Consider the following 15,808-nt stretch of genomic DNA (forward strand, 5'->3'; position numbering starts at 1 on the left):
CTCAGGCGCGCCTCAGGCACCTCGCCACGCCGACTCGTCGTAGGTCGTCAGGCGCGGCTCCGCGCGGGGGCGGCCTGTGGCAAGGTGGCGTCGGCTGCATCGCCCACCGGGAGGATCCCCCATGCGCTCGATCGTCGTCACCGAGTTCATCAGCCTCGACGGGGTCATCGACTCCCCCGGCGCCGGCGAGCACCCGCACGCCGGGTGGACGTTCAAGGGCATCGAGTTCGACCCGACCGCCTACGAGATCAAGGGCCGGGAGCAGGAGGAGGCGGGGGCGCTGCTGCTGGGGCGCGTCACCTACTTCGAGTTCGCGCCCGTGTGGCCCTCGATGGACGAGCAGTTCGCCCGCTACAACGGGCTGCCGAAGTACGTGGTGTCGACGACGATCGAGGAGCCCGACCTCAACCCGGAGTGGCCGCACACGCAGATCCTGCGCTCGCTCGATGAGGTGGCGGCGCTCAAAGAGACCGACGGCGGACCGATCCTCGTGCACGGGAGCGCCGAACTGGCCCAATCGTTGGCGTTCGCGGGGCTCGTCGACCGCTACCACCTGCTGACCTTCCCCGTGCTGCTCGGCCAGGGGCGACGCCTGTTCGCCGGCGACGACACGCCCCGGCAGCGCCTGCAGCTGGTCGAGCACGCGACCTTCGGCAACGGCATCCGTCTCGGTGTCTACGACGTCCGGCCCTAAGCCCGGAGTCGGTGGCGAGGGGTTCTCCGCCGCCGCACCGGAGTGGCTGCTCGGCGTGAATCCCACGCTGGACCGCTCCTGGCGCAACCCGCCCCCCGGGCCGGTCGGCGAGGCGGTCGACTGGTTCCGCACCTTCTCTCCGCCCGCCCGTCCGGAGCGCCGGTCCGCCGTGCTCGTGCTGTTCGGCCCGCGCGGCGCTCAGCTCCACCAGTCCGCGGCCGACCCCCCGACAGCCCCGGACCTCTCCGGCTACGACGTGTTGCTCACCGAACGGGCGCACACGCTGCGCTCGCACGCCGCGCAGGTGGTCTGCCCCGGCGGGCACATCGACCCCGGCGACGACGGACCCGTACACGCGGCGCTGCGGGAGGCCAGTGAGGAGGTCGGGCTGGACCCGGCCACGGTCGACGTCGTCGGCGAGCTGCCGTCGCTGTATCTGCATCCGAGCGGCACGGCGATCACGCCGGTGCTCGGCTGGTGGCGACAGCCACATCCGGTGTCGGCGGTCGACCGGGCCGAAGTAGCGCATGTGGTGCGGGCCGACCTGGGCCACCTGCTGGCGCCGGCCAACCGGTTCACGGTCGTGGCGCCGATGGGATTTCGCACGGCGGCCTTCGAGACCGACGGGCTGGTCGTGTGGGGCTTCACCGCCAACCTGCTCGCCAACGTCTTCGCTCTGGCCGGCATCGACCGGCCCTGGGACCAGGGCGCGACCCGCCCGCTGCCGGATCACCTCGCCGCCGCCTACTGGAATTTCTGAGCACACGCGCAGTCCGTTGGGTGAGCCGCCGGGGTGTGGCGCCGGTCGGTGCTCGATACTGGCCGGTCGTGACCACCGTGATCCTGGCGCTCTGCTCGGCGCTCGCCTACGGCTTCTCGGACTTCGCCGCGGGCATCACCGCGCGCCGGGTGTCGGTGTGGTCGGTGGCGATCTGCACGCAGGCGGCGTCGCTGCTCATCATCGCCGCGGCCCTGGTTCAGCCGGCGCTGCGGGGCGCACCCGACCTGAGCGACGTCGCCTGGGGCTTGCTGGCTGCGGTCGGCAACGCGATGGGCACCGCCTTCATCTACCGCGGGTTCGCGACGGGCCGGATGTCGGTGGTCGCGCCGATCTCGGCGGTCGGCGCGGCGGTGGTGCCGGTGGCGACCGGCGTGCTGCTCGGCGAGCGACCGAGCGTGCTCGTGTGGGCGGGCATCGTGGCGGCGCTGCCGGGCATCTGGTTCGTCTCGCGGGTCGCGGACACGAGCCGGGAGGGGACGATCACCCCGTCGGGCCACGCGGCGGCGGTCCGGGATGCCGTGATCGCCGGTTTCGGGTTCGGCGTGCTGTTCGTGGGGCTCGGGCAGATCCCGCGCGAGGCGGGCCTGCAGCCGGTGGTGCTGAGTCAGCTGATCGCGCTCGGACTGCTCATCGGGGCCGCGACGCTGGTGCGGGCCCGGTGGCGGCCCTCGCGGCGGGCCGTGGCGGGCGGCGCAGTCGCCGGAGTTCTCAGCGGGGCGGCGAACCTGACGTACCTGTGGGCAACCCATTCGGGCCCGATGACGGTCGCCGCGATCCTCACGACGCTGTATCCGGCGGTCACGATCCTGCTGGCCGCCGCGGTCCTCGGCGAACGCATCGACCGCGTGCAGGCGCTCGGGTTACTGCTGTGCGCCACGGCCGTCACGTTCGTCGCGGCTGGCTAGGGCTGCTACGTCGTAGGGTCGGCGGCGGTGAGCGCGTCGAGTTCTTCGCGGGCTTCGTCGCAGGCACTGTGGGCGTCGTCGAGGGCGACCGCGGCGGTGGCTTCGGTCGCACGGGCGGCGTCGGCTTCGGCGCCCGCGCGCTCGAGGAGCCGTTCGATCTCGCGCAGCCGCGCGGCCGTCCGCCGCGCCTCCTGTTCAGCCTGGGCGTGCTTGAGGCTCGCGGCGGTGAGCTCGCGTTCGGCGTCAGCGAGGCGGTCCTGCGCGCGCTGCACCACCCGACGGCGCGCCGCCCGCGCCCGCTGCGCCTCGTCCCGCTCGGCGGCGTCCGACGGGGCTGTGCTTTCCAACGATTCAGCGTCCGACGATCCGGTGTCCGACGCCGCGAGGCTTCCGGAGGCGGCGGGTCGGGAGTCCGCTGGCCGGGAGTCCGCGCGGCCGGTCGGCACGGGCGCTGCGGTGGCCTGGGTGAGGTCGACTTCACCGAGGCCGGCGTAGCTCAAGGCGCGGGTCAGATTGCCGGAGAGCACCGCCTCCTGGGCTCGAGCGTCGGCGATGGCGGCCACGAAAGAGGCGCGCACCTGGCCGATGACGGCAGGTGTCAACACGACCCCCTCGTCAGCAGCGACGTCGACGACGTGCGCTTCGAGTCGGTCGAGCATCGGCTCGCGGGACCGGCTGAGGCGGCGCATCTCTGCGCCGTCGAGCCTGGCCTGCGCGTCGCGCAGTTCGGCCGCGAGTTGGGCGAACTCGCCCAGCGCGTCGGCGGCGCCCCGAGCGACGACGTTGATCGCCCAGGCCGCCAGGCTCGGCTTTCGCAGCGCGGTGATCTGGGTGGCGAGCACACGATTGCCCGCGGACCGCGCCTGGGCCGCCAACTCCTTGCGGGTGGCGATGAAGTCGTCGAGCGCGCCGCCGTACAGGTCCTCGACCGCCGCGGACAACTCCATCCCGTCATCATCACATCGCCTCCCAGCACCACGCTGGACTCGCCTCCAAAGCCGCCGAACGAGGCCGCTCTCAGGCTTTGCGAATCACCGGGACCACTGGTTGCCCGGTCACCCGCGCGATCGCTGCGAAGTCGTTGTCGTCGGCCAAGATCGTGAGTCGCTCTCGCTCGGGCGATGAGAAGTCGGGTCGGGCTCACCGGCGGTACGCGGCACGATTGCCGATGAACTCTTCGAAGTCACCGCGGTCCGACATGGCGCCGAGTTGGTCTAGAGCTTGTAGCCGACGCAGCCGCTGGCTGACTTCCCGGAGGGCCGCGTTGACCGTGTCCTTCTTCGTGTGGGTGCCCAGCACTTCGGCCGCTGCAGCCAGCGCAGCGTCGTCGATCTCGATGGTCGTCCTCGTCATGCTCATGGCCACCTGCTCAGGGAGTCAGCGGATCGCCTCCAGGACCCGCGCTACGCCATCGTCGTCGTTGCCGGCGCACACGGCGTCGGCGAGGTCGCGGACTTCCTCGTGGCCGCTGCGCATCGCGAAGGAGCGGCCGGCCCAGGCGAGCATCGGGAGGTCGTTGGGCATGTCACCGAACGCCCACACTTGCGCGGCGTCGATGCTGCGTTCCCGGCACCAACGTTCTAAGGCGGTGGCTTTCGTGACACCCGGGGGGCCGATCTCGGCGAGGCCACCGGCGCCGGAGTAGGCGACGATCCCCCGGTCCGCGACGATCGTCGCGACGCTCTCGACGAACTCGACGTCGGGCACCTCCGGGCAGCGGGCCAACAACTTGCCGACGACGCCGCGCACCGACTCGATCGGGCCGCGGGCGGCCGGCGGATCGTCGTGGGCATGCAGGTCGACCATCGGCGAGCGATAGGCAGGGTCCAGGTGCATGCCCTCCGGTCGCTCCGCCGCGAACCCCACGCCGGGATAGGCCGCGCGCACATCCGCGACGATCCCGCTCAGCGACCCCGAAGGCAACCCCACCGCCTCCACGACTCGACGCGCCTCCACGTCGTACACGAACGCCCCGTTCGCGCAGATCGCAACACCGTGCCCGCCGACATGCTCGGCCAACGGATCGATCCAGCGCGGCGGCCGGGCCGTGACGAACACCGTCTCGATCCCCAGGTCCCACATCCGCTGCAGCGCCGACTGCGTCCGCGCACTCACCGCCCCGCGCGAATCGAGCAGCGTTCCATCCAGATCCGTCGCTACAACCCGCGGCCGCTCGACTGGCGTGGTGCGACCTCGCGAGAACATGACGCCCAGCCTAGAGAGCTTGCCGTCGCGGCGCGGGCGCGCGGGCGCTCCGAGGCCACCGAAACGTCTAGCCGAGTTGGGACTAGCACTTATTTTTCTAGTTGAACGCTTAATCTGTTGTATTCTTTGGTCATGAAGCGTCGTCACCCAGCAACCGATGACGCCCTGCAGCTCCTCGGCGTCCTCGTCGCCCAGGGGCGTCGGCGTCGCGCGTGGACCCAAGTGGAGCTAGCAGAGCGGGCGGGAGTGTCACCGCCCACCATCGCCAAGATCGAGAATGGCGACCCTGGCGTCGCCATCGGCACTGCCTTCGAGGCAGCCGTCCTGGTCGGCGTCGACCTGTTCGACGTCCCACCCGACTCCCTGAGCGAGCACGTGGAGAACCAACGCAACCGCCTCGCGCTGTTGCCGGCCCGCGTGCGCACGACCGTGGCGTTCGATGACGACTTCTGAGGCAACCGCCGCCGAAGACCGCCCCGTGCGCGCTTTCGCGTGGGCCTGGCTCCCCAACGCAACCGAGCCAGTGCTGACGGGCCGCATCGACGTCGTCGGTGATCGACACTTCTTCACGTACGCCCGCAGCTACCTGGCCAGAAGCGACGCCATCTCACTGTATGTGCCGGAACTTCCCCTCCAACGCGGGCCGCAGGGGCCAGCAAACGGTCTGGCGCTCGCCGGTTGCCTGAGGGACGCTGCCCCTGATGCCTGGGGGCAGCGGGTGATTCTTGCTGAGCATCACGGTCGCCTCACCCGCTCGAGCGACACCGGAGACCTGTCAATCCTCACCTATTTGCTCGAATCCGGGTCTAACCGCATCGGCGCCCTAGACTTCACGGACGCGGCCGACGACTACCAGCCACGCCACACCGATGCGTCACTCGATGAGTTGCAGAAGGCGGCGGGCCTCCTTGACTCCGGAGAGCCCTTGTCGCCCACCCTGGCTGCCGCGCTTGTGCGCGGGACCTCGATTGGCGGTGCGCGTCCCAAGGCACTCGTCACGCAAGCGGGCCAGCACTGGGTTGCCAAGTTCTCATCGACCACGGATCACTATCCAGTGGTGAAGTCTGAGGCACTCGCTTTGGCCCTTGCCCGGCGCGTTGGCGTGAACGTCCCAGCTGGCGAATTGAGTCGCTCACTCGGCCGCGACGTCCTACTGCTGCAGCGGTTCGATCGCACGCCGGCAGGTGGGCGCAGGCTTCTCGTGTCCGCCCTCACGATGCTCGGACTCGATGAGATGTTCGGACGCTACGCGACGTACGTCGACCTCGCGGATCTCGTTCGATCTCGCTTCACGCGCCCAGACCCCACGCTGCGGGAGCTGTTCTCCCGCATAGCGTTCAACATCTGCATCGGCAACACAGACGACCACGCTCGCAACCACGCTGCATTCTGGGACGGGCAGGCACTCACGCTGACTCCCGCCTACGACCTGTGCCCCCAGCCTCGCAGCGGCTCCGAAGCGGCCCAAGCAATGGCTTACTCCCCGGCCGGCGAGCGCGCAAGCCGCCTTGGTCAACTTGTCTCGGCAGCCCACGTTTATCACCTTGACGAAGGGTCGGCTCAAGACATCGTCAACAGTCAGGTGGAAGGCATCCGCATGAGCTGGAACGAAGCGGCCGAAGCAGCGCACCTGACGCAGGTGGAACGCGACCTTCTCTGGGGCCGCCAGATCCTCAACTCGTTCATTTTCAGCTGAGGACGGCCAGCCTAGAGACTGCCGCGCACAGACGAAGGGGCCGCACCGAATCAACTCGGTGCGGCCCTTTCGCATTGAGCGGGTGGGTCAGCCCTTCGCGGCGGCGGCCTCGTCGCGGTCCCGGGCGCGCTTGAGGGCCCGCTTGCGGTCCTCTTCGCTCTCCTGTGCGATCTGCTGGGCCTTCTCCTCGTTGCGCGTGTAGTTCTTGCCGCTCTCGGGGTCGAACACGTGCATGAGGGCCGGGTCGAAGTACAGGGTCGCCTCGTCGCCTTCGCGGATGCGCGAGCGACCGTCGAGGTTGACGACCATCTGCGGGCGCATGCCCTCACCGTCGAGTTCGCGGTCGAGCTCGTCGAGCTTGGCCTGCACCTCGGACTCCGCGCTGTACGGGATGTAGGCGTACTGCTCGTTGCCCAGCCACTCCGTCTGGTCGACGTCGGCGGTGAACTCCACCGCGTGGTCGCTGCGGTTGTCGCCCAGGCGGCCGTCCTTGATGTACTCCGGGCGGATGCCGACCACGACCAGCTCCTTGCCCTTGAGCTGCTCCTGCAGCTCCGGGCCGATCGGCACGTCGACGAACGGCAGCCCCAGGGCCCCGTCCTTGACCCGCGCCGGCAGGAAGTTCATCGGCGGCGAACCGATGAAGCCCGCGACGAACAGGTTGACGGGCTGTTCGTACAGCTCGCGCGGTGACGCGACCTGCTGCAACACGCCCTTCTTCAGCACGGCCACGCGGTCACCGAGGGTCATCGCCTCGGTCTGGTCGTGGGTGACGTAGATCGTCGTGATGCCCATGCGGCGCTGCATCCGCGCGATCTCCGTCCGCATCTGCCCGCGCAGCTTGGCGTCGAGGTTCGACAGCGGCTCATCGAAGAGGAACGCGTCGGCGCTACGCACGATCGCGCGCCCCATGGCGACCCGCTGGCGCTGACCACCGGAGAGGTTGCCCGGCTTGCGCTCCAGGTGCTCGTCGAGCTCCAGCATCGAGGAGGCGTTACGCACCTTCGAGCGAATCTCGTCGTCGCTGTACTTGCCCTTGTCCAACCGGAGCGGGAAGGCGATGTTCTCGAAGACGGTCAGGTGCGGGTACAGCGCGTAGTTCTGAAACACCATCGCGAGGTTGCGGTCGCGCGGTGCCTTCTCGTTGACGCGTTTGCCGCCGATGAGCATGTCGCCGGAGGTGATGTCCTCCAGGCCGACGACCATGCGCAGCAGCGTCGACTTTCCGCAGCCCGAGGGGCCCACGAGGATCATGAACTCCCCGTCCGCGATGTCGAGGGAGACGTCGTTGACGGCGGGGAAGCCGTCGCCGTACTTCTTGACGATGTTCTTGAGTTCGATCTGTGACATGAGTGGCGAAACTCCTTGATTGCTCGCGGTCGAAAGGGCCTCAGCCCTTGACCGCGCCCGAGGTCAGGCCGGACACGATGCGCTGCTGGAAGAGCAGCACCAGGATGACGACGGGAATCGTCACGATGACGGCGGCCGCCGAGATGGCCCCGAACGGCTGCTCGAACTGCGAGGCGCCGGTGAAGAACGCCAGAGCAGCAGGCACGGTCCGCGCGTTCTCACTGGTCAGCGAGATCGCGAAGACAAAGTCGTTCCACGCGGTGAAGAAGACGATGATCGCCGTGGTGAACACACCCGGAGAGGCCAGCGGCACGATGACCTTGATGAAGGCCTGCCAGCTGGTGGCCCCGTCGACCTGGGCCGCCTGCTCCATCTCCCACGGGATCTGCTGGAAGAAGGCCGAGAGCACCCAGATCGCCAGCGGCAGCGTCAGCGCGAGGTAAGGAATGACCAGACCGACGCGGGTGTCGAACAGCCCGATCCTGCTCCACACGTCGAACAGCGGAGTGACCAGCGAGATCACCGGGAAGAACGACACCGCCAGGGCGGTCGTGAGGATGACCCGCTTGCCGGGAAACTCCAGCCGCGCGATCGCATAGGCACAGAACATCGCCAGGACCACCGAGATGACGGTGGCGCTCAGGCAGACGATCATCGAGTTGATGAGCGCGGGGATGAACAGTTCGCTGGCCCCGCCGGTGAGGATCAACTGGTAGTTGTCCCAGGTGAACTCCGAGGGCTTCGGCCAGAAGTTGCCGAGAATGTTGAGGTCGGGGTTCGACTGGGCTGCCGTGGACTTCACCGAGAGGGAGAAGATCCACAGGATCGGGATGATCGTCACGAAGATGACGACCAGTGAGCCGACGCCAAGCCACGTGGTCATGCGCTTGTCGGAATTCATCACTCAGCCCCTTCCGCCGGCGAGGTCGACCTTGAACCCGCGGACGAAGGCCGCCGCTATGAGCAGGACGAAGATGAACAAGAGCACGGAGATCGTGGATCCCATGCCTATCTCCACCCGGTTGATCGTCTGGTTGTACGCCAATATCGATAGCGAACTTGTGTTGTTCGATCCGGCGGTCATGATGAAGATGTTGTCGAAGATACGGAAGGCGTCGAGCGAACGGAACAGCAGGGCCACCATGATCGAGGCCTTCATGTTCGGCAGCACGACCTTGTACAGCCGCTGCCACGCGGTGGCGCCGTCGACCTTGGCCGCCTCCTCCATCGCGCCGTCGATCTGCGCCAGACCGGCCAGCAGCAACAGCGACATGAACGGCGTGGTCTTCCAGATCTCCGACAGGCAGATGATCGCCATGGCGCTCCACCACTGGCCGAACCAGTCGAAGTCGGTGGCCCAGGCGCCGAACGTGATGGCGTTCAGCCAGTGGTTCACGAAGTTCGTGCTGACCTGGAAGGCGTAGAACCAGGCGAAGGCCGAGACGACCGTGATGATCGAGTACGGAATGAGCACGATCGTGCGCAGCGCCTTGCGCGGCCACACCACGCGGTGCATGAGCAGCGCCAGCGCGAAACCGATGACGAGCTCCACACCGACGGTCACGACCGTGATGAAGATCGTGTTGAGGGTGGCGAGCCAGAACTGCCAGTCCGAGAGCACCGTCATGTAGTTCTGCAGGAAGACGAAGCTACGCGCCTGCGGATCGGTGAGCCGGTAGTTGAAGAACGAGAACCAGACGGCCTGAGCGATCGGATAAGCGGTGACGAGCACCATGATCGCGAAGGCCGGCCCAGCGAGCTTCCAACCCAGGGACCGCTCGCCGCGCGCGCGCTCCGAGATGACCTGCTTCTGCTTGGCGTGTTTGGCAGTGGTGGTCACAGCAGCGACTCTCCCTTCAGCACCCGTTCGATGAGGCCCTGGGCCTCAGCTGGAGTGTTCTCGTTGACCTCATTGGGCGGGCTGAAGGACCGCTGCAGCGCGCCGGAGATGTCGCCGTAGAACTGCGAGACGGGGCGCGGGGCGCCCGAGTCCAGCGACTCCCGGATCAGGTCGGCCATCGGGAAGACCTCGCGGATCTCCGGGTCGTCGTAGACGGCCTTGCGAGCGGCCGGGTTACCGGTGCCGAGCATGTACTTCTTCTGGTTCTCCTGGCTGGTGACGCACTGGATCGCCTGCCAGGCCAACTCCTGCTTCTGGCTGGCGGCGGCCACACCGAGCTCGATGCCACCGAGCGGAGGCTTGGACTCCTGCCCCTGCACGGTCTGCGGGTAGCGGGCCCAGGCCACGTCGTCCTTCAGCTGCGGCGCGCGGTCGTCGAGCGCCGCCCACACGTACGGCCAGTTGAGCAAGAAGCCGCTGCTGTTGCCGAGGAACAGGTCGAGCGCCGCGGTCTCGTCGGAGCCACCCATCGCGGGCCCACCGACTCCGGTGCTCGACACCTCCGCGATGACCCGCGCGGCCTCGCGCCCGGCGTCGGAGTCAAGACCCCACTCGATCTTGTCGACGTCCTGCTCACCCATGTTGTTGATGATGTGGCCGCCGGCGCCCTCGACGAGCGCGTTGATCCACACCGCGTAGCCCTCGTACCGGCGGGCCTGCACGCCGACCGTCTTGTTCTGCGCCTTCGCGGCCTCGATGATCTGGTCCCAGGTCACCGGCTGGCTCATGTCGAGGCCCGCCGCCTCCGCGACCGATTTGCGGTACCAGAGCACCTGCGTGTTGGCCCACATCGGCGCCGCGTACATCGACCCGGCCCACTGCGCCGAGTCGATGATCGGCTGAACCGCGTCTTCCGTCAGCGCCGCCTGCTTGTCCTGCGGCACGCCCGCCAGGAAGCCGGCCTGCGCGAACTCGGCCACGAAGACCGGGTCCAGGCTCATCATGTCGACGCCTCGATCGCCGGCCGCCAGCCGCCGCAGCAACTGTTGACGCTGGTCGCTGGCGCTGTTGGGCAGCACCTGGGTGCGGATCGAGTAGGCGCCGTTGGAGGCATCGGTGCACACCTTGGCCAGGTGCGCCTGTCCGCTGGCATTCGGATCGTTGCCGCCCGAGTCGGGGTTGATGTACCAGTTCAACTGGTTGCCGGCACCAGTGTCCGACCCGCCACAGGCGGACAGCCCCACGGCCGCCGTCATGGCCAGGGCGCACATCCCCACGATCGCGCGCGCTCTCTTTCGTCTGGGCACCACGACTCCTTCGTCTCGACACCCCGGGCGGGCGCACCTGGACAGTCAAGCGCTTCAACATCCGACCCGGTGGAGGTGTTGGCCATCTTTGCCCAATAACACCTGTCAAGTGACCTTAGGTGGTGCGGGAGTCTCTGGATCGTGACCGACCCTTGATCCGAACGTGCGGGCGGAAGTTTAGGCGCGGCGACCTGCTCCGGTCGGGACCTTGGGCCCGGAGCCACATGACGAGTCATGTATCCCACCGGGTTCCACGAGACTTGAACAGGCGACCTGGACGGCCGTACCTTCTAGTTGTGCCGCCGACCACACCGGGGATGGGGTCAACGGCACGAAGGGGGAACTAGGGAAACCAGGGGAGCCTCGTACGACGCTGGGGGCGTCGCAGGAGGAACTGGCCGCAGTTCGTGGGGACGAGCGAAGGCCGACATGTTGGGGCCGCCGCAGTCGTGGGGACGACGAGCAGGCGACGAGACGAGGAGACAGGGATGTCTCCGAGACCAGCGGGGTCCGCCGATCACGGCGGACCCCGCTTTCGTGTCGGCCGACCCCGATCGGGAGCGTCGCCGGTAGCGTCACGGGGGTGGATCTGTTGGTGCACCTGCGAGATTCGGAATGTCGCGATGTGGCGGCGGTGGGTGGCAAGGCCGTCAACCTGCACGCCCTGCTGGCCGCGGGGTTGCCCGTGCCGGAGGGGTTCGTCGTCTCGACCCGGGCCTACCGGGAGGCAACGGCCTGCCTGCAGGAGGCGCTGGAGCCGCTGTTCGAGCGGCTGCGCGACCCGCAGCTGACCGCCGCCGAACTGCCCGACGTTGCGGCCCGCATCCGGGAGTTCGTCAGTCTCATCGACCTGCCCACCGCCCTGCGTCGGGCTCTGAGCAGCGCCTACACCCACCTGGGGCGCGCCGAACCGGTCGCGGTCCGCTCGTCGGCGACGGCCGAAGACCTGCGCGACGCCAGCTTCGCCGGGCAGCAGGACACCTACCTCAACGTCATCGGGGGCGACGCGGTCGCGGCGGCCGTGCACGCCTGCTGGGCCAGCCTGTGGACCACCCGCGCGGTGGCCTACCGACGCGAACGCGGCATCGACCCGGCCGACGTGGCCCTGGCGGTGGTCGTGCAGCGCATGGTCGAGGCGGCCAGTGCGGGGGTGATGTTCACCGCGGACCCAGTCACCGGGTGTCGCACCCACACGGTCATCGACGCGAACGCCGGCCTCGGGGAGTCGGTGGTCTCCGGCGAGGTCAATCCCGACCGGTATGTCGTCGAGACGGCCACCGGGGCGGTGTTGGAGCAGCGCATCGGCGACCGTGGCGTCGCGGTGCGAGCGCGCGCGGGCGGTGGGGTGCTGCGGGAGGCGACCAGCGGATCGACTCCCCTGCTGACGCCCGCCGAACTCGGTCAACTGGCGGCGCTGGGGCACCGCGCGCAGGAGCTGTTCGGCGCCCCGCAAGACACGGAGTGGGCGATCGACGGCGGCGGCACGCCGTGGCTGACGCAGGCCCGGCCGGTGACGACCCTGTATCCGCTGGTCCACCGGGCCCAGCCGGCACCCAACGCCGGTCAGCGGCGGCTGTTCTTGTGCGCCTCCCTGGCGCAGGGGCTGACCCGGCCCATCACGCCGTTGGGGCGCTCGGCGTTCAAGCTCATCACCGGAGGCGGAGCGCGCATCGTCGGCTTCGACGTGCCGGACGTGCGTCGGGGCGGTCCGGCGTACGCCGAGGGCGGGCAGCGCATCTTCGGCGACATCACGGCGCCCATGCGCAACCCCGTCGGACGCCACATCGCCCTCTTCGCCATGCGGTACATGGAGACGCGCTCGGCGATCGCGCTGGGCCGCCTGCACGACGAGCCGGACTTCCGCCCGCCCAGCGGTCGGGTCGCCGCGGTCGTCGGCGGCGCGCGGGCGGCGCTGCGGATCGGCCGGATGTTCGTGGCCTCCCGGCTGCCGATCCATGCGGCGATCTCGCTCGTCGATCCGGCGCAGGCGGTAGCGCGCACGACTCAGGCCATCGCCGACCTACGGGCGCTGCCGCAACTGCCGCCGAGCCCCACCGCGCTGATGCGTCTGGATGCCGTGGAGCAGCTGCTCGCGACGCGCGCACCGGTGACGATGCCGGGCCTGGCGGGCTACGCCATACCGGGCTTCGCGGTGCTGGCCGCGGCCCGGGCGCTGGCCGTCGACCTGCGCCCGGGCGACCTCGAGACGGTGCTGCGCGGACTGCCGCACAACGTGACGACGCAGATGGACCTGGAGCTGTGGGCCCTCTCCGGGCGGTTGCGGGCCGGCGAGGTGGAGCCGTCGACCCCGGACCTGGCAGGGTTTCTGGACCGCTGGGGCGATCGGGCCGTCGCCGAGATCGACCTGGGCATGCCTCGCTGGCGCGAGGAGCCCGACCACCTCCTCGGCGTGCTGCGCAACTACGCGCGTCTCGGCCCGGCGCAGGCCGCCCAGACCGCCGTGGATCCGGCGGCGCAATTCGAGGCCGCAGCGGTGTCGGCGCAGCAGGCGGTCGAGGACCTGCTGGCGCGAGTGCCGAACCCGGCGCGGCGGGCCGCCCTGGGGTTCGCACTCGACCGCGCCCGCCGGCTCATCGGGCTGCGGGAGTCCCCGAAACTCGGGCTCATCACGCTGCTGGCCCGCGCCCGCGAGCAAACGTTGCTCATCGGGGCGGAGTTGGCCGCCGACGGCCTGTTGGACGCGCCGCAGGATGTGGCCTTTCTCGACGTCATCGAGTTGCGTCAGGCCATCGAGGGGGCCGATCTGCGCGCCCGGGTGGCCGCCGTCCGCGCCGACTACGACGCCGAGTTGCGCCGCCGTCACATTCCCCGGCTGCTGCTCTCCGACGGCACCGAGCTGGAGGCTCTGGCCGGGCCCGCCGCCGAGACGGACAAGAACACGCTGACCGGCACCCCCGCCTCCAGCGGCGTCGTCACGGCCACGGCCCGGGTCGTCACCGATCCGGTCGGCGCCCACCTGGAGCCCGGAGAGATTCTCGTCGCCCCCTCGACCGACCCGGGGTGGACCCCGTTGTTCCTCACCGCCGGGGGCCTGGTCATGGAGATGGGCGGCTCGAACAGCCACGGCGCCGTCGTCGCGCGTGAATACGGCATCCCAGCGGTCGTCGGCGTGCCGCACGCCTGCACCCGGCTGCACACCGGTGATCGCCTGCGGGTCGACGGCGCGGCCGGCACCATCCGCATCGAGCCCGCCGACTCGGTGCCGGAGAACTCGGTGTCCGAGAACTCGGCGCCCAAGAACTCAGTGCCGCCGGTGGTGCCCGGTCAGTAGTCGAAACACCCAGGTGGCGGGGACCCGCTGACCGGTGGCCAGGTACTCGACCGCCGAATCGGAGTACAGCGATCCGGTGAGCGCGTCGAGGCCGACATCGCGGCCGCAGAGAAACAGCCGGTCACCGGCCTGCAGCGGCTCGTCAGGGTCGGGCGCGTACATGGCGTGCTCGTCGCGGATGATGCCCAGCGGCGCGACCGGCAGGCGTTGCGCGCGGTCGTCGGGGTCGGCCAGCAGTTGCGACAGGGTGAGTTCGCCGGTGCGCAACCAGCGGGCCACCGCCGGAGCCTGCCGAGTGTCGAGGGTGAGCAGCGTCGTCGAAGGGGTCGCCGACCCGACCCGGCTGCGCAGGGCCGTGAAGACCTCCTTGGCCCACTCCTGCGGTTGCTCGATGGCGGCCTCGAGAAACTCCCACAGGTGTGGGTCGACGATCCGGGCCATCATCTCCTTGGCGACGAGCTGGGTGGGGATGAACACCGAATCCGGGTCGAAGGCGGCCAGCAGGGCCTCGTTGCGGATGGTGCTCTGCCGCACGCAGATGAACAGGTCGCTGTTGTCGTGCCGCGCGTGCGCCGCCACGGCCAGGTTCGTCGCGTCGCGCACCGCCCCGGCCACGAAGCCTACGGCCCCCTGCACGTCGGGATGCCCGTCTGCGGGGTCCACGACCGTGACCTGCATGCCCGCCCGGCGCAGGTCGTGGGCGACCTCCTGGCCGAATCGGTCGTCGGCGACCACGACCCAGCGCCCACACCCCAAACCCTCGCGGCGCGGCGGCATGGGGGTGCCCGGCTCGTTCATCAGCCAGCTGACCAGTTGATGGGTCACCGGTTTGAGCAGGGCGAGGGTGAGGTAGGCCCCGTAGCGGTCGTACGGGTTGATGACCGCGCCCGGGTCGAAGTCGAGCATCCGTTCGGCCACCGCCCGGTCCGAGCAGCGGGCGATGACCGGCACCTCGGGGCGCAGCAGATTGACGGCCATCACCACGGCGAGATTCGTCTCGTCGTCGTCGGTCACGGCGATCACCCCACGGCAGTGCCGCTGCGACAGCCCCGCCATGCCGAGCACCGCGGGATTGGCCGCCGACCCGTCCAGGCCCGGAGTGTCGACGGTCAGGGCGTCGGTGACCAGCGCAGAGATGCGCCGCGGGTCGCTGTCGACCACCACGAAGCGGCGGTGCAGGGCGTCGAGCGCCAGCCCGATCCGCCGCCCGGCCTGACCGTAGCCCGCGAGGATGACGAACGGCTCGTCCAGGCGCCGGACCCGGCGGCGGAACTGCTGATTGTGCAGCGCCTCCCGAAACGCCGGCTCCTGCACGAGCGAGAGCAGCACACCGATCGCATAGGCCCAGCCGAGCACCGAGGCGTAGATCGCGACCGTGACCCACATGCGCTGCAGGCTCGTGAACGGATACGGCAGCTCACCGAAACCGATCGTCGTCGCCGTATATGAAATGACGTAGAAAGCGTCGAAGAGGGTGAGTTGGTGCGGATTGCCCGCGGCGTCGCGCCCGGGAATGAGACTCAGCCCGAGAACCGAGACCGAGAACGTCGTAATGAGGACGATGAGCGGGCCGCGCATCCGGCGCAGCACGAGGAAGATCGCGTCGGTCGTCGGAATGTCCGTCGGGGTGTCCACCCGCACGCGCCGCAATTTGGAGGCGCCCTGCGCGGGCCGGCGCACCAGCAGCATGAGGAGCGGATTCACCATGCCGAGCACCCCCTTCCCGCCGTGGGGCGGA

Annotated in this window: 14 protein-coding genes; 6 read left to right on the forward strand and 8 right to left on the reverse strand. The window is 69.3% G+C overall.

Going from position 1 to position 15,808, the window contains the following annotated elements:
- Positions 1-121: 121 nt before the first annotated feature.
- The 3 genes from KILIM_RS07065 (at position 122) to KILIM_RS07075 (ending at position 2,380) form a co-directional block, all read left to right on the forward strand.
- The gene (locus KILIM_RS07065) at positions 122-694 is read left to right on the forward strand and encodes a dihydrofolate reductase family protein (RefSeq protein WP_006591965.1); all 573 of its coding nucleotides are present in this window, start codon (positions 122-124) and stop codon (positions 692-694) included.
- The gene (locus KILIM_RS07070) at positions 672-1,454 is read left to right on the forward strand and encodes an NUDIX hydrolase (protein WP_006591966.1); all 783 of its coding nucleotides are present in this window, start codon (positions 672-674) and stop codon (positions 1,452-1,454) included. The genes KILIM_RS07065 and KILIM_RS07070 overlap by 23 nt, the downstream gene beginning before the upstream one ends.
- 68 nt (positions 1,455-1,522) lie before the next feature.
- The gene (locus KILIM_RS07075; protein WP_217997071.1) at positions 1,523-2,380 is read left to right on the forward strand and encodes a DMT family transporter; all 858 of its coding nucleotides are present in this window, start codon (positions 1,523-1,525) and stop codon (positions 2,378-2,380) included.
- A 5-nt stretch (positions 2,381-2,385) separates the two neighbouring features.
- Here KILIM_RS07075 and KILIM_RS22175 read toward each other — a convergent pair whose 3' ends face one another.
- The 3 genes from KILIM_RS22175 to KILIM_RS07090 all read right to left on the reverse strand — a co-directional run bounded on the left by KILIM_RS22175 (position 2,386) and on the right by KILIM_RS07090 (position 4,585).
- Positions 2,386-3,327 (reverse strand): hypothetical protein, encoded by a 942-nt coding sequence (locus KILIM_RS22175; protein ID WP_006591968.1) that lies wholly within the window; start codon positions 3,325-3,327, stop codon positions 2,386-2,388.
- A 193-nt stretch (positions 3,328-3,520) separates the two neighbouring features.
- Positions 3,521-3,739, reverse strand: a complete 219-nt coding sequence (locus tag KILIM_RS07085; protein ID WP_006591969.1) for a type II toxin-antitoxin system VapB family antitoxin — start codon at positions 3,737-3,739, stop codon at positions 3,521-3,523.
- Positions 3,740-3,757: 18 nt separating this feature from the next.
- Positions 3,758-4,585, reverse strand: coding sequence for an HAD family hydrolase (locus KILIM_RS07090; protein WP_040562546.1), 828 nt, complete (start codon positions 4,583-4,585; stop codon positions 3,758-3,760).
- A gap of 132 nt (positions 4,586-4,717) precedes the next feature.
- Between KILIM_RS07090 and KILIM_RS07095 the strand changes: the two genes are divergently transcribed.
- Positions 4,718-5,038, forward strand: coding sequence for a helix-turn-helix transcriptional regulator (locus KILIM_RS07095; protein WP_006591971.1), 321 nt, complete (start codon positions 4,718-4,720; stop codon positions 5,036-5,038).
- Positions 5,025-6,281, forward strand: a complete 1,257-nt coding sequence (locus KILIM_RS07100) for a type II toxin-antitoxin system HipA family toxin (RefSeq protein WP_006591972.1) — start codon at positions 5,025-5,027, stop codon at positions 6,279-6,281. The genes KILIM_RS07095 and KILIM_RS07100 overlap by 14 nt, the downstream gene beginning before the upstream one ends.
- Before the next feature lie 87 nt (positions 6,282-6,368).
- Here KILIM_RS07100 and KILIM_RS07105 read toward each other — a convergent pair whose 3' ends face one another.
- The 4 genes from KILIM_RS07105 to KILIM_RS07120 are packed head-to-tail and all read right to left on the reverse strand — an operon-like array spanning position 6,369 to position 10,778.
- Positions 6,369-7,631 (reverse strand): ABC transporter ATP-binding protein, encoded by a 1,263-nt coding sequence (locus KILIM_RS07105; RefSeq protein WP_006591973.1) that lies wholly within the window; start codon positions 7,629-7,631, stop codon positions 6,369-6,371.
- 40 nt (positions 7,632-7,671) lie between these two features.
- A complete protein-coding gene (locus KILIM_RS07110) occupies positions 7,672-8,532 on the reverse strand; it encodes a carbohydrate ABC transporter permease (protein ID WP_006591974.1) in 861 nt (286 codons plus the stop codon).
- Positions 8,533-8,535: 3 nt separating this feature from the next.
- Positions 8,536-9,471 (reverse strand): carbohydrate ABC transporter permease, encoded by a 936-nt coding sequence (locus KILIM_RS07115; RefSeq protein ID WP_006591975.1) that lies wholly within the window; start codon positions 9,469-9,471, stop codon positions 8,536-8,538.
- Complete coding sequence (locus KILIM_RS07120) at positions 9,468-10,778, reverse strand: extracellular solute-binding protein (protein WP_006591976.1); 1,311 nt, start codon at positions 10,776-10,778, stop codon at positions 9,468-9,470. Before KILIM_RS07120 ends, KILIM_RS07115 begins: the two co-directional genes overlap by 4 nt.
- 583 nt (positions 10,779-11,361) lie before the next feature.
- On the opposite strand from KILIM_RS07120, the gene KILIM_RS07125 reads away from it, so the two are divergent.
- The gene (locus KILIM_RS07125) at positions 11,362-14,070 is read left to right on the forward strand and encodes a PEP/pyruvate-binding domain-containing protein (RefSeq protein WP_255247621.1); all 2,709 of its coding nucleotides are present in this window, start codon (positions 11,362-11,364) and stop codon (positions 14,068-14,070) included.
- Here KILIM_RS07125 and KILIM_RS07130 read toward each other — a convergent pair.
- Positions 14,041-15,777 (reverse strand): NAD-binding protein, encoded by a 1,737-nt coding sequence (locus KILIM_RS07130; RefSeq protein ID WP_006591978.1) that lies wholly within the window; start codon positions 15,775-15,777, stop codon positions 14,041-14,043. The genes KILIM_RS07125 and KILIM_RS07130 overlap by 30 nt on opposite strands.
- Positions 15,778-15,808 lie beyond the last annotated feature (31 nt).

Origin of the sequence: Kineosphaera limosa NBRC 100340 (assembly GCF_000298215.1) — a bacterium.
GTDB classification, from domain to species: Bacteria; Actinomycetota; Actinomycetes; order Actinomycetales; family Dermatophilaceae; genus Kineosphaera; species Kineosphaera limosa.